The 22,672-nt window shown below is 69.3% G+C and carries 23 protein-coding genes and 1 pseudogene; 18 read left to right on the forward strand and 6 right to left on the reverse strand.

What is annotated here, in order from left to right; translation table 11 throughout:
* Positions 1–27: 27 nt before the first annotated feature.
* The 6 genes and pseudogenes from mfd to OG700_RS24720 form a co-directional block, all read left to right on the forward strand.
* On the forward strand, positions 28–3,579 hold the full coding sequence (mfd, locus tag OG700_RS24695; RefSeq protein ID WP_405617092.1) for a transcription-repair coupling factor: 3,552 nt from the start codon (positions 28–30) through the stop codon (positions 3,577–3,579).
* Positions 3,576–4,367: an HNH endonuclease family protein gene (locus OG700_RS24700; protein WP_405617094.1), complete on the forward strand. Its 792-nt coding sequence runs from the start codon at positions 3,576–3,578 to the stop codon at positions 4,365–4,367. The genes mfd and OG700_RS24700 overlap by 4 nt, the downstream gene beginning before the upstream one ends.
* A complete protein-coding gene (locus tag OG700_RS24705) occupies positions 4,364–4,549 on the forward strand; it encodes a hypothetical protein (protein WP_405617096.1) in 186 nt (61 codons plus the stop codon). Before OG700_RS24700 ends, OG700_RS24705 begins: the two co-directional genes overlap by 4 nt.
* 170 nt (positions 4,550–4,719) lie before the next feature.
* Positions 4,720–5,358, forward strand: a complete 639-nt coding sequence (locus tag OG700_RS24710; protein ID WP_405617098.1) for a hypothetical protein — start codon at positions 4,720–4,722, stop codon at positions 5,356–5,358.
* Positions 5,355–6,923, forward strand: a complete 1,569-nt coding sequence (locus tag OG700_RS24715; RefSeq protein WP_405617100.1) for a protein kinase domain-containing protein — start codon at positions 5,355–5,357, stop codon at positions 6,921–6,923. The genes OG700_RS24710 and OG700_RS24715 overlap by 4 nt, the downstream gene beginning before the upstream one ends.
* Positions 6,924–7,014: 91 nt before the next feature.
* Positions 7,015–7,383, forward strand: a pseudogene (locus OG700_RS24720) (GtrA family protein); the annotation flags it as partial.
* 38 nt (positions 7,384–7,421) lie between these two features.
* On the opposite strand, the gene OG700_RS24725 reads toward OG700_RS24720, so the two are convergent.
* A complete protein-coding gene (locus tag OG700_RS24725; RefSeq protein WP_405617102.1) occupies positions 7,422–7,820 on the reverse strand; it encodes a YciI family protein in 399 nt (132 codons plus the stop codon).
* 190 nt (positions 7,821–8,010) lie between these two features.
* On the opposite strand from OG700_RS24725, the gene OG700_RS24730 reads away from it, so the two are divergent.
* Together OG700_RS24730 and OG700_RS24735 are read left to right on the forward strand one after the other, a co-directional pair.
* Positions 8,011–8,670, forward strand: coding sequence for a SurA N-terminal domain-containing protein (locus OG700_RS24730; RefSeq protein ID WP_405617104.1), 660 nt, complete (start codon positions 8,011–8,013; stop codon positions 8,668–8,670).
* 60 nt (positions 8,671–8,730) lie between these two features.
* The gene (locus OG700_RS24735; RefSeq protein ID WP_405617106.1) at positions 8,731–9,738 is read left to right on the forward strand and encodes a nucleoside triphosphate pyrophosphohydrolase; all 1,008 of its coding nucleotides are present in this window, start codon (positions 8,731–8,733) and stop codon (positions 9,736–9,738) included.
* Between the two features lie 183 nt (positions 9,739–9,921).
* Here the strand turns inward: OG700_RS24735 and OG700_RS24740 are convergent, their stop codons facing one another.
* Positions 9,922–11,088 (reverse strand): IS701 family transposase, encoded by a 1,167-nt coding sequence (locus OG700_RS24740; RefSeq protein ID WP_405621376.1) that lies wholly within the window; start codon positions 11,086–11,088, stop codon positions 9,922–9,924.
* 416 nt (positions 11,089–11,504) lie between these two features.
* Here OG700_RS24740 and OG700_RS24745 point away from each other — a divergent pair, with 416 nt between their 5' ends.
* Genes OG700_RS24745 through OG700_RS24760 form a run of 4 tightly spaced genes read left to right on the forward strand, consistent with a single transcriptional unit; the run spans position 11,505 to position 15,175 of the window.
* Entirely contained in the window at positions 11,505–12,437 is a 933-nt protein-coding gene (locus OG700_RS24745; RefSeq protein ID WP_405617108.1) for an ABC transporter ATP-binding protein, read from the forward strand.
* Positions 12,438–12,458: 21 nt separating this feature from the next.
* The gene (locus OG700_RS24750; protein ID WP_405617110.1) at positions 12,459–13,205 is read left to right on the forward strand and encodes an ABC transporter permease; all 747 of its coding nucleotides are present in this window, start codon (positions 12,459–12,461) and stop codon (positions 13,203–13,205) included.
* A 6-nt stretch (positions 13,206–13,211) separates the two neighbouring features.
* Entirely contained in the window at positions 13,212–14,558 is a 1,347-nt protein-coding gene (locus tag OG700_RS24755) for a sensor histidine kinase (RefSeq protein WP_405617112.1), read from the forward strand.
* Complete coding sequence (locus tag OG700_RS24760) at positions 14,555–15,175, forward strand: response regulator (protein ID WP_405617114.1); 621 nt, start codon at positions 14,555–14,557, stop codon at positions 15,173–15,175. The genes OG700_RS24755 and OG700_RS24760 overlap by 4 nt, the downstream gene beginning before the upstream one ends.
* 239 nt (positions 15,176–15,414) lie before the next feature.
* Here the strand turns inward: OG700_RS24760 and OG700_RS24765 are convergent, their stop codons facing one another.
* On the reverse strand, positions 15,415–16,542 hold the full coding sequence (locus OG700_RS24765; protein ID WP_405617116.1) for a methyltransferase domain-containing protein: 1,128 nt from the start codon (positions 16,540–16,542) through the stop codon (positions 15,415–15,417).
* 307 nt (positions 16,543–16,849) lie between these two features.
* On the opposite strand from OG700_RS24765, the gene OG700_RS24770 reads away from it, so the two are divergent.
* From OG700_RS24770 to OG700_RS24780, 3 genes are read left to right on the forward strand one after another with little or no spacing between them, the layout of a single operon-like run.
* Complete coding sequence (locus tag OG700_RS24770; RefSeq protein WP_405617118.1) at positions 16,850–17,104, forward strand: hypothetical protein; 255 nt, start codon at positions 16,850–16,852, stop codon at positions 17,102–17,104.
* Complete coding sequence (locus OG700_RS24775) at positions 17,076–17,591, forward strand: DUF6879 family protein (RefSeq protein WP_405617120.1); 516 nt, start codon at positions 17,076–17,078, stop codon at positions 17,589–17,591. The genes OG700_RS24770 and OG700_RS24775 overlap by 29 nt, the downstream gene beginning before the upstream one ends.
* Before the next feature lie 20 nt (positions 17,592–17,611).
* The gene (locus tag OG700_RS24780; protein ID WP_405617122.1) at positions 17,612–18,463 is read left to right on the forward strand and encodes a helix-turn-helix domain-containing protein; all 852 of its coding nucleotides are present in this window, start codon (positions 17,612–17,614) and stop codon (positions 18,461–18,463) included.
* Between the two features lie 11 nt (positions 18,464–18,474).
* On the opposite strand, the gene OG700_RS24785 is transcribed toward OG700_RS24780, so the two are convergent.
* Positions 18,475–18,804 (reverse strand): hypothetical protein, encoded by a 330-nt coding sequence (locus OG700_RS24785; RefSeq protein WP_405617125.1) that lies wholly within the window; start codon positions 18,802–18,804, stop codon positions 18,475–18,477.
* 187 nt (positions 18,805–18,991) lie between these two features.
* Between OG700_RS24785 and OG700_RS24790 the strand changes: the two genes are divergently transcribed.
* Together OG700_RS24790 and OG700_RS24795 are read left to right on the forward strand one after the other, a co-directional pair.
* The gene (locus OG700_RS24790; protein WP_405617127.1) at positions 18,992–19,834 is read left to right on the forward strand and encodes a helix-turn-helix domain-containing protein; all 843 of its coding nucleotides are present in this window, start codon (positions 18,992–18,994) and stop codon (positions 19,832–19,834) included.
* 14 nt (positions 19,835–19,848) lie between these two features.
* Positions 19,849–20,082 carry a DUF397 domain-containing protein gene (locus OG700_RS24795; protein WP_405617129.1) on the forward strand — a complete coding sequence of 78 codons (234 nt, stop codon included), beginning with the start codon at positions 19,849–19,851 and terminating at the stop codon, positions 20,080–20,082.
* Between the two features lie 145 nt (positions 20,083–20,227).
* Here OG700_RS24795 and OG700_RS24800 read toward each other — a convergent pair whose 3' ends face one another.
* On the reverse strand, positions 20,228–20,875 hold the full coding sequence (locus tag OG700_RS24800; RefSeq protein WP_405617130.1) for a Scr1 family TA system antitoxin-like transcriptional regulator: 648 nt from the start codon (positions 20,873–20,875) through the stop codon (positions 20,228–20,230).
* Between OG700_RS24800 and OG700_RS24805 the strand changes: the two genes are divergently transcribed.
* Positions 20,836–21,279 carry a hypothetical protein gene (locus tag OG700_RS24805; RefSeq protein WP_405617132.1) on the forward strand — a complete coding sequence of 148 codons (444 nt, stop codon included), beginning with the start codon at positions 20,836–20,838 and terminating at the stop codon, positions 21,277–21,279. The genes OG700_RS24800 and OG700_RS24805 overlap by 40 nt on opposite strands.
* Before the next feature lie 359 nt (positions 21,280–21,638).
* Here the strand turns inward: OG700_RS24805 and OG700_RS24810 are convergent, their stop codons facing one another.
* On the reverse strand, positions 21,639–22,457 hold the full coding sequence (locus tag OG700_RS24810; RefSeq protein WP_405617134.1) for a TIGR02452 family protein: 819 nt from the start codon (positions 22,455–22,457) through the stop codon (positions 21,639–21,641).
* Between the last annotated feature and the right edge of the window lie 215 nt (positions 22,458–22,672).

The following is a 22,672-nucleotide window of genomic DNA, read 5'->3' on the forward strand; positions in this document are numbered from 1 at the left end:
CCCCGGAACCGGACGGAAACACCCTTCATGAGCCTGCACGGTCTGCTCGACGCCGTTGTACGAGACCCGGCGCTCGCCGAAGCGGTCGGTGCCGCCGGCGACGGGCATCGCACGCATGTCGACCTCGTCGGGCCGCCCGCCGCCCGGCCCTTCGCGGTGGCGGCCCTCGCGCGGGACGCGGGCCGTACCGTGCTCGCCGTCACCGCGACCGGGCGGGAGGCCGAGGATCTCGCCGCCGCGCTGCGCTCCCTGCTGCCCCCCGACTCCGTCGCGGAGTTCCCGTCCTGGGAGACGCTGCCGCACGAGCGCCTGTCGCCCCGCAGCGACACCGTCGGCCGCCGGCTCGCCGTGCTGCGCCGGCTCGCGCACCCCCGCGCCGACGACCCCGGCGCGGGTCCGGTCGGCGTCGTCGTCGCGCCCATCCGCTCCGTGCTCCAGCCGCAGGTGAAGGGGCTCGGCGATCTGGAGCCCGTCTCGCTGCGCGGCGGCGGCACGGCCGATCTGAACGAGGTGACGCGGGCGCTGGCCGCCGCCGCGTACTCCCGCGTCGAACTGGTCGAGAAGCGCGGCGAGTTCGCCGTACGAGGCGGCATCCTGGACGTCTTCCCGCCCACCGAGGAACACCCGCTGCGGGTGGAGTTCTGGGGCGACGACATCGAGGAGATCCGCTACTTCAAGGTCGCCGACCAGCGCTCCCTCGAAGTCGCCGAGCACGGTCTGTGGGCACCGCCCTGCCGTGAGCTGCTGCTCACGCCGCGGGTACGGGAGCGGGCCGCCGCACTCGCCGAGGTGCACCCCGAACTGAGCGACATGCTCGGCAAGATCGCGGAGGGCATCGCGGTGGAGGGCATGGAGGCCCTGGCCCCGGTCCTCGTGGACGACATGGAGCTGCTGCTCGACGTACTGCCCAAGGGCTCCATGGCACTGGTCTGCGACCCCGAGCGGGTCCGGACCCGGGCCTCGGACCTGGTCGCCACCAGCCAGGAGTTCCTTCAGGCGTCCTGGGCGGCGGGAGCGGGCGGCGGCGAGGCGCCCATCGACGTCGGCGCGGCCTCGCTGTGGGGCATCGCGGACGTCCGCGACCGGGCCCGTGAGCTGGGGATGATGTGGTGGACGGTGGCGCCGTTCGCCGCCGACGAGGAGCTGTCGCAGGACACCCTCAAGCTGGGCATGCGCGCCCCGGAGACATACCGCGGCGACACCGCCCGCGCCCTCGCCGACACCAAGGGCTGGCTCGCCGATGGCTGGCGCACCGTCTACGTCACCGAGGGCCACGGCACCGCCGCCCGTACCGTCGAGGTGCTGGGCGGCGAGGGCATCGCCGCCCGTCTCGACACCCCCGAGGCGCACGGCGGCAGGGGCCTGGGCGAGATCACCCCGTCCCTCGTGCACGTCGCGTGCGGCTCGATCGACTACGGCTTCGTGGACCCGGCGCTCAAGCTCGCCGTCCTCACCGAGACCGACCTGTCCGGCCAGAAGGCGGCGGGCAAGGACGGCGTACGGATGCCGACCAAGCGCCGCAAGACGATCGACCCGCTTACCCTGGAGGCGGGCGACTACATCGTCCACGAGCAGCACGGCGTCGGCCGGTACGTGGAGATGGTGCAGCGCACCGTCCAGGGCGCGACGCGCGAGTATCTGCTCGTCGAGTACGCCCCCGCCAAGCGCGGCCAGCCCGGCGACCGCCTCTACATCCCCACCGACCAGCTCGAACAGGTCACCAAGTACGTCGGCGGCGAGGCACCCACCCTGCACCGCCTCGGCGGCGCCGACTGGACGAAGACCAAGCAGCGCGCGAAGAAGGCGGTCAAGGAGATCGCCGCCGACCTGATCAAGCTCTACTCGGCGCGGATGGCGGCCCCCGGCCACGCCTTCGGCGCGGACACGCCCTGGCAGCGGGAGCTGGAGGACGCGTTCCCGTACGTGGAGACGCCCGACCAGCTCTCCACCATCGCCGAGGTCAAGGAGGACATGGAGAAGACCGTCCCGATGGACCGCCTGGTCTGCGGCGACGTCGGCTACGGCAAGACGGAGATCGCCGTACGCGCCGCCTTCAAGGCCGTCCAGGACGGCAAGCAGGTCGCCGTACTCGTCCCGACGACGCTCCTCGTGCAGCAGCACTTCGGGACCTTCTCCGAGCGGTACGCGCAGTTCCCCGTCGTCGTGAGGGCCCTGTCCCGCTTCCAGAGCGACGCGGAGGCCAAGGCGACCCTCGAAGGGCTGCGGGAGGGGTCGGTCGACATCGTCATCGGCACGCACCGCCTGTTCTCCGCCGAGACCAGGTTCAAGGATCTCGGCCTGGTCATCGTGGACGAGGAGCAGCGCTTCGGCGTCGAGCACAAGGAGCAGCTGAAGAAGCTCCGCGCCAACGTCGACGTGCTGACGATGTCCGCGACGCCCATCCCGCGCACCCTGGAGATGGCGGTGACCGGCATCCGCGAGATGTCGACCATCACCACCCCGCCCGAGGAGCGGCATCCGGTGCTGACCTTCGTCGGCCCGTACGAGGAGAAGCAGATCGGCGCGGCCATCCGCCGTGAACTGCTGCGCGAGGGCCAGGTGTTCTACATCCACAACCGCGTCGAGTCGATCGACCGCGCCACCTCGCGGCTGCGCCAGATCGTGCCCGAGGCGCGCATCGCGACCGCGCACGGCCAGATGTCCGAACAGGCCCTGGAACAGGTCGTGGTGGACTTCTGGGAGAAGAAGTTCGACGTCCTCGTCTCCACCACGATCGTGGAGTCCGGCATCGACATCGCCAACGCCAACACCCTGGTGGTGGAGCGCGGCGACAACTTCGGCCTCTCCCAACTGCACCAGCTGCGCGGCCGGGTGGGCCGTGGCCGGGAGCGTGGTTACGCGTACTTCCTCTACCCGCCGGAGAAGCCGCTCACCGAGACCGCGCACGAACGCCTCGCGACGATCGCCCAGCACACCGAGATGGGCGCCGGCATGTACGTCGCCATGAAGGACCTGGAGATCCGCGGCGCGGGCAACCTGCTCGGCGGCGAGCAGTCCGGCCATATCGCGGGCGTCGGCTTCGACCTGTACGTCCGCATGGTCGGCGAGGCCGTCGCGGACTACCGCGCGGCCGTCGACGGCACGGTGCAGGAGGAGCCGCCGCTGGAGGTCAAGATCGAGCTGCCGGTCGACGCGCACGTCCCGCACGACTACGCGCCCGGCGAGCGGCTGCGTCTCCAGGCGTACCGCGCGATCGCCTCCGCCAACTCGGAGGCCGACATCACCGCCGTACGGGAGGAGTTGACGGACCGTTACGGCAAGCTGCCCGAGCCGGTCGAGAACCTGCTGCTGGTGGCGGGCCTGCGGATGCTGGCGCGTGCCTGCGGGGTCGGCGAGATCGTCCTCCAGGGGTCCAACATCCGCTTCGCCCCGGTGGAGTTGAGGGAGTCGCAGGAGCTACGGCTCAAGCGGCTGCACCCCCGTACGGTCATCAAGCCCACGGCCCATCAGATCCTGGTGCCGCGCCCGACTGCGGGCAGGATCGGCGGCAAGCCGGTGGTCGGCCGGGAACTGCTGTCGTGGACGGGGGAGTTCCTGGCGACCATCCTGGGTTCGTGACCGCCTCCAGAAGACACACGCCGCCGCGCACCGCCCGTCCGGTACTCCCTCCCCTTGTCGTCGCGCTCGTCGCCCTCGCCGCCTCACTGGTCGCGGGGTGCGACGCCATCGACTCGGCCGGCTCGGCGGACGCCGGCGGCGGCGCCCCGGACGGGCGGGCGACCAGCCCGCTCAAGAACGCGGACGGCACCGCGCCCGGCCTCGCGCCCCTCACCGGGGACGCGGACCTGGCGGCGGCCCGCGAGCTGATCGGGACGCTGGAGGTGAAGGGGCGCGGCCCCAGGACCGGTTACGACCGGGACGAGTTCGGCTACGCGTGGATGGACTCGGCGGACGGCGTACCGTTCACCCGCAACGGCTGTGACACCCGCAACGACCTGCTCAAACGCGACGGTCAAGACATCGAGTTCCGGTCCGGCTCGACGTGCGTGATCGTCTCGATGACGCTCCACGACCCGTACACCGGCAAGGACATCGCCTGGAAGAAGCAGAAGGCGACAGCCGTCCAGATAGACCACATGGTGCCGCTCTCCTACGCCTGGCAGCTGGGCGCGGCCCGCTGGAACGAGGACAAGCGCGAGCGGCTGGCGAACGATCCGCTGAATCTGCTGCCCGTCGACGGCCCCACGAACAGCGGCAAGGGAGACTCCGGGCCGGCGTCCTGGCTGCCGCCCAGCAAGCCGGTGCGCTGCGCGTACGTGGTGCGCTTCGCGCAGGTCGCGGCCAAGTACGAACTCCCGGTGACCGCCGCCGACAAGAAGACGATGCTGACGCGGTGCGGCGGTTGAGAGTCTGTCGGGCGGCGGTCGACCGGCTCCCGGCGGCCGGACAGAGCCGTGGCGGCCCCGCACCGTACGCGGCCGACGGGCTCGTCGTCGCACCCGGAGCGTCCATGGCCGTGCGCCGCGAGGCCCCACGCGGCTACGGTGTCTACGTCGAACCCAATGTGCGGGTGCGCCGACGGACCTGAACGATGGGGACAGGTACGGGGGCAGGGGGATCCGTACGACGGGGTTCGGCCGATGGTGCCGCTGTATACCCTCGATACGCTTTCGCAGACGTCCCCCCTGGCCTGTCAGGAGCAGCATGCACGGCCCCGGAATAGCGCAGCCTCCGCCGAGCGGCACACCCTCACCCGGGATGCTTGCCTTCCTGCGAGTGATCTTCGTGGCATTGCCGCTGATGACCTGCGGTCTCCTTGCCTGGGCGGCGACGCTGCGAGTGGCGATCGTGACCCGGTCCACCCTGAACTGGTTCCTGTTCGTCGGGAACGTGGGCCTGAACATCATGTGGGTCGTCTTCCTCGCCCAGGACAACACCGACGACTTCAGCAGCCCGGAAGGCAACACCGGCATGATCGGCATGCTGACGACGGGTGCCGGCGCCATCGCGTATTACCTGTACGCGGACTTCAAACACTACGGAAACCGCACCCGGTTCTACGCGGGCTACTACCCGCCGCCGCTGACGGCACAGCAGCAGCCACAGCCGCAGGCGCAGGCGCGGTACCAGCCGCCCGCCAACGCCGGTTACGGGTACGGCGGCCCCACCCGGCCCGTCGAAGGCGCACGGCCCCACGCGAACCCGGCGCAACAGCGACAGCCGCAGCCGCAACAGCCCTCGCAGCCCAACCACGCCGCGCCGCCCCGTATCGACCAGGTGCGCGCCGAACTCGACGAGTTGAGCGACCTCCTCCGCCGCGACGGCAACCGCGACGGCAACCGCGACGGCCACGGCAACCGCGACGGCCGCGACAGCGGCGAGGGCGACACGCGGTGAGCGCCCGCGTCGTCGCGGGCCGCTACGAGATGGCCACCCTCATCGGCCAGGGCGGCATGGGCCAGGTCTGGACGGCGTACGACCAGCGCCTCGGCCGCCGCGTCGCCGTGAAACTGCTGCGCCCCGACAAGATGGCCGCCGACGCCGGCGCCGAGGACATGCGCCGCCGCTTCATCCGCGAATGCCGCGTCACCGCCCAGGTCAACCACCCAGGTCTGGTCACCGTGCACGACGCGGGCGGCGACGGCGACGAGCTGTACCTGATCATGCAGTACGTCGAAGGGACCGACCTCGCGGCCCACTTCGTCGCCCACGCGCCCTACCCGTGGCAGTGGGCGGCCTCGGTCGCCGCCCAACTGTGCGGGGTCCTCGCCTCCGTACACGCGGTGCCCATCGTGCACCGCGACCTCAAGCCGCGGAACGTGATGGTCAAGCCCGACGGCACCGTCCTCGTACTCGACCTCGGCGTCGCCTCCGTCATGGACACCGACACCACCCGCCTCACCCACACCGGATCGGTCATCGGCAGCCCCGCCTACATGGCCCCCGAGCAGGTGATGGGCGGCGCGGTCGGCCCGTACACCGACCTCTACGCCCTCGGCGTGGTCCTGCACGAACTCCTCAGCGGCACCGTCCCGTTCCCCGGAGCGACCGCCCTCGGCGTCCTGCACCGGCATCTGTACGAGCCGCCGCTGCCGGTCCGCCGGATCCGCCCGGAGATCCCCGAGACGCTGGAGGCGATCGTCCTGCGCCTGCTCGCCAAGGATCCGCAGCACCGCCCGGCCGGCGCGCAGGAGGTGTACGAGGCGCTCGCCCCGCTGCTCCCCACGCGCGGCGTGGTCGGCGCGCCGGGCTCCGGCAACGCCGGCACACCGCTCGACCCGACCCGCCCCTTCCTGCGCCCGCACGCGCCCTGGCCCGACCGGGCCACCGCGCCGCCGTCCGCGCCCCTGCCGCCGAAGGCGGAGAACGTCCCCGCCCGGCGCCCGGACGTCGCGGCGGCCGTGGACGAGGCCAAGCGCCTCCTCGGCGAGGGCAGCATCACCCAGGCCGTGGACATCCTCGGCGGCATCCTGCCCGCCGCCGCGGCCGAGCACGGCGAACGCTCTCCGGTCGTCCGCATCCTGCGCAAGCAGTACGCCACGACGCTGATGGACGACGGGCAGTACCGCCGCGCCCTGCCCGAGCTGCGCCGCCTCGCCGACGACCGCGCGGCCGACGCCGGCCCCGGCGACCCGCAGACGCTCCAGTTCCGCTACGACGCGGCGCAGTGCCTCGAACAGCTCGGTGAGGCGGGCGCGGCGCTGGACGAGTACCGCACGGTGCTGCCCTACTACGAAGGCGCCGGGCAACCGGGCGCCGACCAGTCACGCGCCTTCGACATCCGGCACCGGATCGGGCACCTGCTGCTCGCGGTCGGCGACCACTCGGCGGCGCAGCAGCAGTTGCAGTACCTGCTGTACGACGCGGAGCGGGCGTACGGCCCGTACCATCCGCTGCCCGTCGAGCTACGGCGCGGACTCGACCACCGGCAGCAGTTCCGGGGCGCGACCCGGCACGTGTAGTCCCGCCGCCGGACCAGGTGGTCCAAGACCGGAGCGGAAGCAGGAGCAGGAGCAGGAGCAGGAGAGAGCAGGAGCAGGAGTTCGCAGGCACATGACGGTCCGGGGCCAGGTGATCCGATTCGCGCTCGTCGGAGTCGTCAACACCGTTACGTACTACGCCTGTTACCTGGTGCTGCTGACCTGGCTGCCGTATGTCGCGGCGCATGTCGTCGCCTTCGTGCTCAGCATGACCGGGTCCTTCTTCCTCAACTCCCTTTTCACCTACCGGACCAGGCCGACCTGGCGGAAGTTCCTGCTGTTCCCGCTCACCAACGCGGCGAACCTCACCGTCACCACGTGCGGCGTCCATCTGCTGGTCGAGGTGCCGCATCTCAGCAGGACATACACGCCGCTGATCGCCGCGGTCGCGGCGATCCCGATCACGTTCGTGGTCTCGCGCACGATCCTGCCGCACCCGGACGGCGCGCACCGGCTCAACGCCCTTTCCCCGGCCGCCCCTCAGAACTCCTCGGGCGGCCCGGCCATGATCTGCCGGGCCTCGATCGCCATGTTCAGCGGCCTGCCGCCGGGGCCGGGGGCCGTCGAGATGTGCGCGGCGATCTCGACCACCCGCTCGGGCGTCTCGCAGTCGACGATCCAGAACCCGCCCAGGAACTCCTTCGTCTCCGGGAACGGCCCCTCCGTGACGACGGGCGCGCCGCGCCCGGCCCGTACGATCCGCGCCGTCTCCGGCCCCGCGAGGCCCTGCGCGTCCACGAATTCGCCCGCGTCCTTGAGCATCGTGTTCGTATCGCCCATGAAGGCGATGTGCGCCCGGATCTCCTCGGGGGACCACGTCGAGAGGTTCGGGAATCCGGCGTTCTCCGCGCTGAACTGCATCAGCAGCATGTACTTCATGGCTCGCTCCTCCTTGATGACTGTTCGGTGGTGCTCTCACAGACTGGTAGAAGCCACCGCCGCGATTTCGACACCCCGGCCGGGCATTCGGCGAAGTTTTCGAAAAATGACGGGCTGACTGGATCGGATCCACCGCCACTGCCTAACATCGATCAACGCACGGTCGTTGTCACGATCCAGGAGGCACCCTTTGCACCGCCGCCGTCGCACAGCGCTCACCCTGTCCGCCGCGCTCCTCGTAGCGGCCCCGCTCCTCACCGCCTGCGGCAACGACGCCCACCCCGGCGCGGCGGCCGTCGTCGGCGGTCAGCGCATCGACGTGTCCTCGCTCCAGGCCCAGGTCCGGGACGTACGCGACGCGCAGCAGGCATCCCCGCAGGCCGCCGAGCTGATCAAGAACACCGGCCAGCTCAGCCAGGTCAAGCTCAACGGCATGATCTTCGACCGGATCGTCCAGAAGGCCGCGGACGACAAGGGTGTGACGGTCTCTCGCAAGGAGATCCAGACCAGCCGGCAGGCGGTGGCCCAGCAGTCCGGCGGCGAGGACCAGCTGGCGGCGATGCTCCTCCAGCAGGCCGCGCTCACCCCGGACCAGATCGACGCCGCGATCCGCCGCGACGTGCTGCTGACGAAGCTGGCCCAGTCGCTGGGCGCGAACACCACGACGCCGGAGGGCCAGCAGACGGTACTCGCCGCGCTGGTCAAGACGTCCGAGGAGCTGGGCATCGACGTCAACCCGCGCTTCGGCGCGTGGGACATCAAGCAGGTCAGGCTCGGCGAGGCGAAGACGCCGTGGCTCACCCAGGTCACCAAGGAAGCGCCGCCGGAGCAGGTCCCGGCGGGCGCGTGAGCGTGCGCACCCGACCAGGCGCGTGAGACGGGGCCGGGGCCCGCGGGTAGGTTGCGTCGCGTGACCGAAGAACCCGCCGTCGCCCCCGGCCGTATCGTCCTGCTCACCGTCAGCCACCGGGTCGCGCCCGGCGTGCTGTCCTGGCCCGCCTGGCAGACGCTGCGCGAGGCCGACCAGGTCCTGTGCGCGGACGCCGCGCACCCCCAACTGCCGTATCTGCGCGAGGCCGGCGTCACCGTCGAACGGGCCGCGCCCACCGCCGCCGAGCTGGTCGACGCCTGCGCCGGCGGCCGTACGGTCGTGGTCCTGCCCTCCGGCGAGGGCGACCAGGCCCTCACCGACGGCCTCTCCCGCCTCGCGGGCTCCGGCCGGGTCCAGATGCCCGACCTGGAACTGCTCCCCGGCTCGTACGACCTGCCGGGCGCCCGCCTCCTCGACCTCGTCCAGGTCATGGACCGGATCCGCGCCGAATGCCCGTGGTCGTCCGCCCAGACGCACAAGGGCCTCGCCAAGTACGCCATCGAGGAGGCGTACGAACTGGTCGAGGCGATCGAGAGCGGCGACCGCGGCGAACTGCGCGAGGAGTTGGGGGACGTGCTGCTCCAGGTGGTCTTCCACGCCCGTATCGCGGAGGAGGGCGGCATGGAGGAGGACGGCACGGAGGACGACGACGACGAACCCTTCTCGATCGACGACGTCGCGGCGACGATCGTCGAGAAGCTGATCCACCGCCACCCCCATGTCTTCGGCGACGAGACGGCCGAGACCCCGGACGAGGTCAAGGCGCACTGGCTGCGCACCAAGGCGGAGGAGAAGCGCCGCGACTCGATCACGGACGGCGTCCCGCTCGGCCAGCCGGCCCTCGCCCTGGCCGCCAAGCTCGCCTCCCGCGTCGCCGCCGCTCCCCTGGCCGTCCCGCTCCCGCGGGGCGAGGGCATCGGCTACGAACTCCTCGCCCTGGCCGCCCGCGCGGAAGAGGCGGGCACCGACCCGGAGGCGGCCCTGCGCGCGGCGGCCCGCACCTACCGGGACGCGATCCGCGCGGCGGAGTCGGACGCGCGGGGCTAGTACTGCAACCGTGTTTGCTGTGACGATGGTTTAGTCACGGGCTGTGGCCTCGTCGTTTGTAGTGGCTGACGCGTGCTCGGTGCTGTGCTCGTCGCCGCCAGTGGGACCAGTGCAGGACCTGGGCGAGTGAGGGCAGGAGTCGTGCGGTGAGGTGGGCGGTCAGGCGGCGGATTTCGGGCAGGCTCAGTGGGACAAGGTACTGGTCAGCGGATCGTGAGCCCCCTTTTTCAGCTCCTGCGCACGGACCGTTGCCAGGTAGGCGTGGGCCGCCATGGCCAGCGTGATGTGCCGATACCAGGCGTGGTACTTGCGGACCTGGTAGTGGTCCAGGCCGCACTCGTTCTTCGCGGTCTGGAAGCATTCCTCGATCGTCCACCGGCGGCCGGCCACCACCAGCAGTGTGTTCAAGGTGGTGCCCTCGGGTGCGAAGCACACGTAGTAGGCGATCCCGGTGGGATCGGTGACGCTGCGACGGGCCAGAACCCAGTGCTCGACGCCCTCCTCACGCCAGGGCCGGATCGGTGCCCGGGCCCAGTCGTAGACCCGCTCGCCGTGGGCGCCCGACCCGCACGAGCGGCGTTTCCATGCCTGTCGGGGCAGGCCCGCCACCAGTTCCTCCACGACATGGTCCATGCGGGAGGCGGTTACGACAGTGTCGGTCCGACGGGTGGCCAGCACGTGGAACACCCCACGCTGTTCCAGCCAGTAGCGCAACCCCTTGACCTGCCCATATGCCTCGTCGGCCGTCAGCCACGCGAACGGCACCCGGGCTGCGAGGGTCCGTTCGATCATGGCCTTGGCGTGCTCGATCTTCGTGGCGAAGGTGACCTCGTCGGGGATCGCCGCGGTGCGGCAGCGGTCCCGGTCCTCGGTCCAGGACGCGGGCAGGTACAGCTCCCGGTCGATCAGCGTGTGGCCGACCTCGGTGGCGTAGGCCAGGAACGTGCCGACCTGGCTGTTCTCGATCCGGCCCGCCGTGCCCGTGTACTGGCGCTGGACACCGGCCGAGCGGACCCCCTTCTTCAAGAACCCGGTGTCGTCCACGACCAGGATCGCCTGCCGGTCACCGAGATGTTCCATCACGAACTCCCGCACATCGTCGCGGACTTCGTCGGCATCCCAGTCACACGTATTGAGCAGCCTCTGCAAACGGTCCGGCCGGTCATGCCCCGCGCGCTCAGCGACCGTCCACGCGTTCTTCCGCTCCAGCGACGACACCAACCCGCGCATGTAAGCCAGCGCCGACTCGCGGGGCTCCGAACGCTGAAAACGGTGCACAAACCGCTCGTGCACCTCTTCCAGCCCCACCGCCCACCGCCGCACGTCACCGATTTCGAGGTCCCCACCCATGACAAGCACAACGACCACGACGTCACGTCGTCACTGCAAACGCGGTTGCAGTACTAGGGCGTGTTGCGAAAGTCCCGCCCGGCCGACGGCGCCTGGCCCGAGTCGGCCCGGCGGACGGCACGGCTACCTGTACCTGCCCAGCCGCCCGGACCGGCATGACCTGACCGACCTGCTCGGCAGCAGGTACGGCGCCCCACGCCCCCTCGCCCTCGACGGCTACACCGATCGGACGGCCGACGAGTCAGGGGGCTGGGAAAGCGGCTGACCGTACGACGGGCCGGACAGCGCGACAGCCAACAGGGCTTCGGGTGCTCCGTAAGGTGCTGTACATCCACCGAACGGTGGAGGCGCGAATCAACCCGAGCCAGACGCGACGGTCGATGTGGTGGGGTGCGGTGCGCTCGTAACTTCGCAGTATGACCGCACTGGAAGTACGGAATCTGCACAAGCGCTACGGGCAGCACATCGCCGTCGACGATGTCTCCTTCACCGTTGAAGAGGGGGAGATCTTCGGCATCATCGGGCCCAACGGCGCCGGCAAGACGACGACGGTCGAGAGCATCGCCGGCCTGCGAACGCCCGACTCGGGCTCGATCTCCGTGCTGGGACTCGACCCGATAGACAATCGCGCGGAGGTGCGTGAGCTACTCGGCGTGCAACTGCAGGAGAGCAGCTTCCCGGACGCGATCAAGGTCGCCGAAGCCCTTGAGCTCTACGGCTCCTTCTACCGGGACCCCGTCGACTGGCGCGAGCTCATGGAGCTCCTGGGTCTCACCGAGAAGCGCGACACGCGGTACAAGGCCCTCTCCGGCGGACAGAAGCAGCGGCTCTCGATCGCGCTCGCTCTGGTCGGCAACCCGAAGGTCGCGATTCTCGACGAGCTCACGACGGGACTGGACCCGCAGGCGAGGCGCGACACCTGGAGCCTCATCGAGCGGGTTCGTGACACGGGCGTCACGGTCATCCTTGTCACGCACTTCATGGATGAGGCGGAGCGCCTCTGTGACCGGATCGCCGTCATCGACGGTGGCCGGGTCGCCGCGGTGGATACACCGGCAGGGCTGATCGCACGGGCGAGCGCGGTGCAGCAGGTCCGGTTCCGCGTGAGGCAGCCGCTCGACAAGAGTGTTCTGACGGAGCTCCGCGACGTGACCGATGTCGAGATCACCGAGGGCCGCTGGCTGGTCACCGGCAGTGGACAGCTTCTGAGCAGCGTGGCGGGGGCTCTCGCCAGGGCGCAGGTCGTCGCGGAGGAGCTCCGCGTCGACCAGCGCAACCTCGACGACGCGTTCGTGGCCTTTACGGGCCGCGCCCCGGAATCCCCGGAACCCCTCCAGAAGGAAGGCTGACCCGTGCCTGCTCTTACGAACATGATCAAGGTCGAGACGAAACTCTTCCTCCGAGACTCTGCCACCGTCGGCTTCGGTGTGCTGTTCCCGACGGGACTCCTGCTCGGGCTGGGTTCCATCCCGGCGCTCAGAGAGCCGTCGCCGGAGACCGGCACGCTCCGGTCCATCGACATCTGGGCACCGACCGCACTGGTGTTCGGGATGGTGATGATCGCCGTGCAGCACATCCCGGCGGTGATCACGGCCTATCGTGAGCGCGGCGTCCTGCGCAGGCTGTCGACCACTCCCGCGCATCCGCGGATCGTCCTGCTCGCCCAGATGATCGTCGCGTTCGCCTCCGTGGTCGTCTCCGCGGCGCTCATGATCTTCGTCGCGTGGGCGGTGCTGGATATCGCGCCGCCCGAGCGGCCCCTGCAGTTCGCCGTCGCCTCCGTCGTCGGCTATGCGGCACTGCTCGGGCTCGGCATGATCTCCGCGGCGGTGGTCCGCACGAGCAGTGCCGCGAACCAGATCGGCACCCTGCTGTTCGTTGCGCTGATGTTCTTCGGCGGGGCCTTCCTGCCCCGCGTCCTGATGCCCGACCTGCTGCGCGAGGTCGGCGAATTCGTACCGCCCGGGCTGCAGGCTCTCACCACGGCGTGGTCCGCCGAAGCGGGCGAGATCACCGCCACCGCCGGTGGGCAGCCCTTCTGGCTGCAGATTGCCATAATGGCGGGTATCGCAGTGATCGCGAGCACGATCGCCGCGAAGCTCTTCCGCTGGGAGTAAGTGACGATGACGCGAGATGCCGGGGCCGGTGAGCGCCCGAGCTCCAGTACGCACGAATCCGCCATCGCGGAAGAAGTAGAGATCGCGAATCGCTCCCGGTTGGCCTGGAAAGAGGAGCATCTGCGGGTCTGGGACCTGCTGCAGCTGGTCACACCGTGGCTGCTGCTGACGATCTCGACAACGATCTACTTCTCGTGGGTGCTTCCGGCCTCCGGTAAGCGCTTCTGGCCCGAGGGCGCATCCGTCCTCGGGCTGGTCGCGGTCTCGGCGTTGTGGGTGCTGTTCGGGCACACACTGCCCATCAGAAGGAGGACACTCCGGCCCGTGCCGACGGCCATCTACTTCGTCGGACTGCTGGCACTGTGCGTCACCCTCATGACGTACTCCGACATCTTCCTCGTCTTCACCATCGCGGGCTTCTTCCACGCGTACTTGCTCAAGCCGTCGCCGGTGGGGGTGCTCGGAGTCCTGGCCAACTCCGTGGCCCTCAACGGCTCGCCGATGGGAGTGTGGGCGAACCCGACCGTGGAGACGGTCGCGGAGTTCATCCTGATCGTCGCCGTGCAGACCGCGGCGATCGGGGCGGGAATCCTGCTCACGGCGCGAAGCGAACCAGAAGAACGCAAGCGGGAGAAGCTCGTCGAGCGACTTGAGGCGGCACTGCACGAGAACGCCGGGCTCCACGCGCAACTGGTCGCCCAGGCCCGGGAATCCGGGGCCCAGGACGAGCGGCAGCGACTGGCCGGCGAAATCCACGACACTCTGGCCCAGGGTCTCGCCGGCATCATCACGCAACTCCAGGCCGCGGAGCGCACCGCGAGTGTGCGGGGCGAGACGGAAGAGCACGTTACGCGCGCACTTCGGCTCGCGCGCAGCAGCCTGACCGAGGCCAGACGGTCCGTGCGGGCGCTCGCCCCCCAGGAACTCGCCAGAGCGCACCTCCCCGACGCGCTCCGCACGCTGACCGAGCGATGGTCGCAGGACGAGGGGACGAGAGCGCAGGTGGAGGTCACCGGCGCCCGAGAACCACTGAGCCCGGCGATCGAGGTGTCGCTCTTCCGGGTCGCGCAGGAATCGCTGACCAACGTGGCGAAGCACGCGGAGGCCTCACGCGTCGGTGTCACGCTCTCGTACACGGGCACCGAGGTGCTGTTGGACGTACGGGATGACGGACGCGGGTTCGCAAAAGGGGACGGCACCGGCTTCGGCCTGACGAGCATGCGCCAGCGCATCAGAGGCGTCGGAGGTCATGTAGAGGTGCAGAGCGCACCGGGCGAAGGGACATCCGTCAGTGCGCGCGTTCCGGTGATTCCCCCCGGGGGCGCGAGAGCGAAGGAGGAGACCGACCGATGATTCGACTACTGATCGTCGACGACCATCCGATCGTGCGGGGCGGCCTTCGCGACACCTTCGCGGACGCCGAGGACATCGTCGTGGTCGGTGAGGCCGGTGACGGCGCCGAGGGCATCGAGCGTGCGAAGGCGCTGGCAGCGGATGTCGTACTCATGGACCTCCGGATGCCCGGGATGGACGGCGTCGCCGCGACCGCGACCCTGCGCGAACGGGTTCCGAGTGCCCGGGTGCTGATCCTGACCACCTTCGACAGCGAGAGCGACGTCCTGCTGGCGATCGAGGCGGGTGCGATCGGCTATCTCCTGAAGGACGCCCTGCCCGACGAACTGATGCGAGCCGTCCGTGCGGCCGCGCGTGGCGAGTCGGTGCTCGCGCCGTCGGCGACGCAGCACCTCATGGGGCAGGTTCGCAGGCCCAGCGCCGGCACACTGACCGATCGGGAGAAGGAGGTGCTGCAACTGGTCGCGAACGGCAACTCGAATCGAGAGGCCGCTACGGCGTTGTTCATCGGCGAAGCGAGCATCAAGACCCATCTGCAGCACATCTACGACAAATTCGGCGTTCGTGATCGAGCCTCGGCGGTGGCCGAGGGCTACCGCCGCCGTCTGCTCACGTGACGTCCCGCCGCCGGTCACCGCACGGCGGGACCGTCGCGAGCGGCATCGCGATCGGGACGGGCGACGACGTTCGCCAGGTCGCGGCCACTTCGACCGGCCCCGCACCAGCAACGCACCCACAGAGGCGATCAGATGTCGCCTGAACTTCTCCACGGCTCTGCGCTCGGCTTCCGCACCCTTGTGGTGTCCGAAGCGCCTTCAGCGCGACTCCCCGTACCCGAAGCCGACCACCCCCACCGTCAACGGACCGGCCACCTCGGGCCCGTGACCGGGTCCGCGCACCACACGTACTGCCGGTGAGGCTCCACGGTCATGCCGTAGTCGTACAGCGCCGGGCTGCCGTCACCGAGCCACCGGTCCCAGGCACCGTCCAGTTCGTCGGCCAGCCGACGCGGCCCGCCCTGGTACGCCACGGTGTCACCGCCACCCACGGCGGACAGAGCCGCCCACGAACTGCCGTCGTGCAGCCAGGCGTTGAGGCCGTCGCCGTCCGCGGCCGTGCTGATCTGTACGTCGGGCAGGGCCACCCGCAGCGCGAAGCGCAGGTGGACGTCGTCGCGCAGCGGCTCCAGTCGGCGCCGGACGGGCCGTTCGCCCCCGGCGGCCCCGGCTGCCGCCGCCCGTACCTGCTGGAAGGAGCCACGCCCGTGACCGGTACCCCGCGCGGGCATGAACTGGGCGAGCCCCTGCATCCAACCGGTGGCCGAACGCCCGTCTCCGGCAACGGTGAGCGCGACGTGCCCCAGCCGCCCCCACGGGGTGACGATCCGCCCGCCCGGCCGGGTCCGGGCCACCCACGACCACGGGACCTCATCGACGGCGAAGGTGGCCATCACACGGTCGTACGGTACGGCGCCGGGCGGCACATCGCGGCCATCGGCAACCTCGACCCGTACGTCGACCCCCGCCTCCCGGAGCCGCCCCCGCGCCCGGTCGGCCAACTCGGGATCCACCTCCACACTGGTGACCCGCCCGGCCCCGGCCCGCCATCCCAGCAGCGCGGCGTTACGGCCGGTGCCCGTCCCCAACTCCAGTACCCGGTGCCCCGGTTCGAGGAGCAGCGAATCGAGCATGTCGACCACCACGGCCTCGCACGAGAGGCTGGAGGACGGCAGCCCATCGGTGACCTGCGTGACGGCCGCCGCGTCCGGGTCCCCGTACACCTCGACGGCCCACCGATCGGGGTCGGCCGCACGATCGACGGGGATATAGGAGTGCCCGTCCCACCACCACACCCGCTCGGGCGCGAACCGATCCCGCGCCACGGCGTCAACCGCCTGCCGCACCCACGGAGACCGCGCGGGCCAGTCCCCACGCTGCTCCATCGCCCGCGCCAGCCGGCGACGCCACTCATCGAACGAGGCCACGAAGTCCCCTACTTCTTGTGCTTGCCGTCGGGTTCGGGTTCCTTCGGTACCTGCCCGTCCGCGTTTCCGGGCGGCGGCGTGCCCTGCCCGTTGTCGGGCGGCGGCTTTTCGTGCTTGGCCATGGTGCCCCTCTCTCCGTCGTCTCTTGCGGTTCCGGCAACGGTGGCATCGACTCGGAGTACATCTCGACCGACTTGCGGCAGCTTGCACGCCAATCCTGTCTCTGAGGCTTCGAACCGACACTCGCTCCGCTTAACTACGAAGGGCACGCAAGGAGCAACAAGAAGCAACAATCCGGAGGCTGACCATGTCCGTAGAGTTCATCGGCATCGATCCCCACACCGATCGCGACCACTGCCCGACGGTATGGGTGAATGCAGAGGCGCAAGAAGTCCTCTTTCAGGGTTTGAAGCCCGATTCCGCCACGACAGCTGAGTGTGAGGCGACGAGCCCGGCGAACGGCCCCATCCCGACGAACGAAGCACTCGTCAGGATTCCGGCACGTATGGTGCCACTGATCAGGGAGGCGTGCGATGCAGTCGAGCGTGCCCAGCTTCGGTGATCTGCTGGGGCAATGCCGCACATCCGCCGTGCACTTGGAGCTGCGCGACTCGTACGCCCCCACGGAACGGTTCGACGCGTGGCAGCGCGGCGAGCGCGTCAACTGGGCGGACCGGCAGTCGTGGTGGCACCCGTACGACCAGTTGATCGCCGACACCGTGGCCCGAGGCGTCACGATCCGCCGGGCCCGCATCATCTCCGAGCCGGTGAGCGAGTACATCCGGTGGGAGCACCACGTGACACTCGCCAACGCCACGGCCGGCGAGCAAGTCCGCTGGCTGCCACGCAGGTTGGCCAACGGGATCGCACTCCCGGCGAACGACTTCTGGGCGTTCGACGGCACCTTGCTCCGGGTGCACCACTTCTCGGGCGACGGAGCCGTGGTCGAGGACGAGATGACCGAAGACCCGGCGACGGTGGACCTTTGTGTCGCGGCATTCGAGAGTGTGTGGGAACGTGCTGTCCCACATGAGGACTACAAGATCTGACCGAACGGCCCCGCCCCGCCATGTATCCGCATCCATCGGCCGACGTCCAGCAAGCTCGGGACGCGGTAGCCGCGCGGCTGCGTGAGCTGAGGCGCGACGCCGGGATATCCGGGCGTGAGCTCGCCGCCAGGTGCGGATGGTCGGAGTCGAAATCGTCCCGCATCGAGAACGCGCGGACTCTTCCCTCGGACTCCGACCTCCGCGCGTGGTGCGCCGCCTGCCACGCCGACGACCAGTCGGCCGACCTCATCGCGGCCAATCGGCAGTCCGCCGAGGCGTACGTGCGGTGGAGACGCCTTCAGCGGACCGGTTTGCGCCGACTGCAGGAATCCGGCGCGACGCTGTACGAACGCACCGAGCGGTTCCGCGTGTACTGCTCCGACGTGGTGCCGGGTTTTCTCCAGACCCCCGAGTACGCGACCGCGCTGCTTGCCTCCATCGCGGCCTTTCGGGGTACTCCCGACGATGTGAAGGAAGCCGTCGCGGCACGTATGAGGCGCAACCGCGTCGTGCGCGACGGCAAGCACCAGTTCTCCATCCTGCTGGAGGAAGCGGTCCTCCGTCACCGCATCGGCGAGCCCGACACGATGGCCGCGCAGCTCAACCACCTCCTCGACGCCACGAGGTTCGCCCACCTCGCGCTGGGAGTGATCCCGTTCTCCGCCGAACGCACCATCTGGCCGTTGCCCACGTTCACCATCTTCGACGCGGCGCGGGTACACGCGGATTCGCTGGACGCGGCGGTGACGTTGGTACAGCCGAGCCAAATCGAGCTGTACCTGCGGGCGTTCGACGGGCTCGCACGCGATGCCGTACGGGGCGATGGTGCCCGCCTGCTGATTTCCGGCGCTGCGGAGTCCTTGCGGGAGTAGAACGGGGGTGGTCAGGCTGCGTGCGCGTGCGCGTGTGGGTCGGGGTCTGTGAGCCAGACGAGGCGGGCGGACAGGTTCTCGGCCCGGCCGAAGTACCGCACGACGTGTTCGGCGGCGGCGAGTTGCCAACGCCGTTGTCCCTCGACCGCCATGACCTCGGCGGCGCCGTCCTTGTACGCGAGCCCCCAGGCGACGACGAAGGCGTCGGCGTCGTCCGTGCCTGGGCGATACTCCTCCACGACCGCGAAGAGGCGCGGCGCGGTGGTACGTACGAGTTCGTGGACCTCCTGGGCGAAGTCGAACGGCTCCGGGGCAGGGCTGCTCTGCGGCGATACGGTCATCGAAAATCCCCTGTCGGCGAGAGGGTGACGCCTGCCCGGCTGATGTGGTTGGGCATGGCGAGTAAGGCGCCTTGTGGCGCGGCCAGTTGAAGTGGCTTGAGTCACACCGTAGCGGTGGACGCTATGATTCATCCACTAGTTGCGAGCAGAACATCCATATGGGTGAGGTGGAAGAGTGTCACCGAAAGTGCTACCAGCCACAGTGCGGCAGCGGCGCCTGGGCAATGAGCTGCGCAGACTCCGCCAGCAGGCGGACCTCACCACAGCTCAAGCCGGGGTGCTCGACGGCTCATCCCAACCCCGCATCAGCAGCATCGAGTCGGGGCGGTACGCGGTGGGCGCCGATCGTGTCCGCGCTCTGGTGCGTAGCTACAGTTGTACGGACGAGGCGTACATCGAAGCGCTCACGGCGATGACCGGCGGTCGGACGCGCGGTTGGTGGGACGAGTACCGCGACATGCTGCCGCCGGACACGATCGATCTGGCGGAGCTGGAGCACCACGCGACAGCGATGCGCACGTCCTCGGTGGTCCATCTGCCGGGGCTGCTCCAGACCAGGGCGCACGCCCATGCCGTCATCAGCGACGCCGTACCGGCGTTTGCCCCGCACGAGGTGGAGCACCGTGTCTCCTACCGGATCAAGCGACAGGTGGTGCTGTACGGGGAGAATCCGACGCCGCTGACGGCGATCCTCCATGAGGCCGCCTTGCGCATGCGCTTCGGTGGCCGGGAGGTCGCCCGCGCGCAGTTGAAACATCTTCTCGACGTGAGCGACTTCGAGCACGTCACCATCCTGGCGATTCCGTTCGGCGCCGGCACGTTCCCCAGCTCCGGCACAGGCATCTACTACATGACCGGGGCCGTCCCCGCCTTGGACACGGTTCAACTCGACACCGATCACGGGGCCGGGTTCCTCGATACCCAACCGCATCTGGTGAAGTACCGAACCGTTCTGGACCGCATGGAGAGTTGTAGCCTCGAACCATCGAAGTCCCGGGATCTGATCCACCGGGTCGCCGCAGACTTGTGAGAAGGGGAACACGCATGCCCGCCCTCCACTGGCAGAAGTCAACGTTCAGCGCCGAGGCGAACGGCTGTGTCTACCTCGCTGCGGCTGACGACGGCTCCATCAAGATCCAGGAGAGCGACGAGCCCGACACCGTCGTCACGACGTCTCCTGAGAAGCTTCGCGCCTTCATCCTCGGTGTCAAAGCAGGCGAGTTCGACCACTTCGCCGAACCCGCAGCCGACACGGAATCCGACTCCCCGACTCCATAGCGCCTCTCCGCGCACGCGGTATCGAGCAACGCGTCGGCCGCGCATCGGTTCAGACTCGTGACTGCCGAGACTCGCGAGTGCCACCCGGCCCGACCACAAGTTCCCGTCGAACCTGCCGGCGACAGCCGTGCTCCGTGACCGTTGGCTACATCGCCGCGATCGTCGCCTTGATGAGGGCGAGCGCGTCCTGGCCGTACACGGCCGACGGTTGGAGAAGCGCGAACGCCTTGCGGAACATCCGGAGTCGGTCCGGGTCGGTGATCGTCTCGGCGCCGCGGTAGCCCTCCACCTCGGCTCGACGGTCGTCGAAGAGAGAGAAGCCGTCGCCAGGATAGATACGCAGTGGGGCGCTTGCGGGGATGATGCCCAAGGTCAGTCCGGGAAGAGCGGTGGCTTTGAGTAGGTGCTGTAGCTGGCCCCGCACGACCTTCGGCACAGCAGGACCGCTGAGGTGCGGGGCTCTGCTGTGTGCACCGTGAGGACATCGCAGTCGGTCCCGGTTGCTTGGCCCGGATACGCGCGAGCGGAGAGTAACGACTTGGTGCGCGATTGCGGTGCTCGCGATCTCTGTGGTCTGATGCCAAGCTCCCTTCGCGTTGGTAGGGGCATGGCCCTGACAGGCCCCAATAGTTGGAGGATCGGCTCTTGGCGCACCGGTTCCACCCTGACTGGATCGTCCCAAGCAGCGTTCACCATTACCTTCCCGACAACCATCGGTTGGCCGGCTGTCTCCTTGGGCAGCGCCTTCGAGCCGTGACGCGGCTTCTCGATGTTCCCGCCGAGGACGAGCCACGTCTTGAGTACGGGCCGGCGCTCTTGACCGGTCACGATGGTGAACAGTGGCTGATTGATACCGAGGAGTCCAAAGCCAACGTCCTTTTCGTTTCGGATGTCACAAGGACCCTGGCCAACTCCCTCTGGTACTCAGGCATGACGATCCAGGTGCCGATAGCCGAGCCGATCCCCAGCCATCCGTTGCGAAGCCTGGTGACCGAGGCGGTCGCAGCGGTGGAGGTGATCAGCCGCGATCCCGAGGAGGGAGTTCGCGACTCTTTCGCGATGTGTGGGGTGCGGCTGACGACGACCAGCGGCACACAGATCTGCGTCGGAACGCACCTGACGGACTTGATGATCAGCGAAGTGGCGTTCCGAACGCCGGCGGAGGTCGGTCCTGGTCTGTACTACGCCCCCCTGTGAACCGGCCTTCCCGGGCGCAACACGTGGGGCAGCTTAGGATCCGCCGTCATCATCCCATCACCTGCATGGAACGATGACGCCGTGTCGTCAGGATGGGCACGCGCGGCCTTGTCGCATCACGTCTGTACCTGAATCCCGCGTCGGTGACGGCGAGTACGACTGAGATGTCCACCCCGGCGGACGCTGGGCGGTCTTCGCCGGCAAGCGTCACACCACCTGCGTCGGGCCCGACGGCGACATCGTGTGGGAAGCCGACCACCGACCCGGACGCAATCGTGGTCGTGGAGGTGGAGGGTGGAGGTGGTTTGACGATCATCCCCCGGACGGTGCGCTCTCTCAGAACCAGCCCTGGACCATCTTCATGAAGTGTCGGTCAACGCCCATTCGAACGATTCGCGCGTCGCGTCGTCCACGTCCAGGATCGCGAACACCACCTGCTCGAAGACCCCCGCGAAGTCGCCGCGCAGGTGGACCGCGAACGCCTCGGCGACCTCGGCCGGGTCGTTGCCGAACACGCCGCAACCCCACGCGCCCAACACCAGGTGGGAGTTGCGGTGGTGAGCCGCTACGGCGAGCACACCGCGGGCGCGGCTCGACAGTGCGCCTGGGATCTTTCCCGCCGCTCCGGGCCGGTCCCGCTCGATCATCCGGCGGTTCGGTGCGGCCGATGTCAGGAACGCCGCGCGCAGGGGTGCGGGCAACCAGGAACCGTCGTCCCGGCGGAACACCGGTACATCCGGCGCGTATATGACCTGGTCGCTGTAGAACGGATCAGGATTGTCCCGGTGGAACTCGTAGAACTCCGGGCAGCGGATCAACGCGTCGTACAGCGCGCTGGAGCGGGCCAGGCTCTCCTCCTGGGCACGCGCCCCACGGGCCACACCTCCACCCGGATTACGGGCCGAGGCGAAGTTCAGTACCGCAACTCGTCCGGCCCCGGCCCCGTTCCCAGCCCCGGCCAGTCGCTCCACCGCTTCCAGGGTGCTCTCCGCCGTCACCTCGACGCGCGTTTGCCCCATGCCCTCGGCGAAAGGCAGGCGGCGAAGCTCACCCGGGAGGTAGAGGAGTGTTCCGCGGCGCATATCGTCGAGATCGGCCGAGAGATCCACCCTGCGCCCCTCGTACTCGTACCAGCCCTGCTCGAAGGCCAACTGGGTTTCCTGCCATGTCCGGCGCACCGTCTCAGTCTCCCCGTCACAGGTCATCCACGTTCATGTACGGGACAGATGTACAACGACAGCACGCCTGCGGCCATTCAATTTCGCCGAGCGCGAGCGCGAGCGTGGTCTGGAGACGGGCAAGACGGGCAAGACGGGCCGTGGACCGCGAACCCGAACCGCCGGCTTGACGTGTTCAACGCGGTCGGCCGGGGCCGCGTCCGCGCCGGCCGGGC

Source organism: Streptomyces sp. NBC_01508 (assembly GCF_045040315.1).
Taxonomy (GTDB): Bacteria; Actinomycetota; Actinomycetes; order Streptomycetales; family Streptomycetaceae; genus Streptomyces.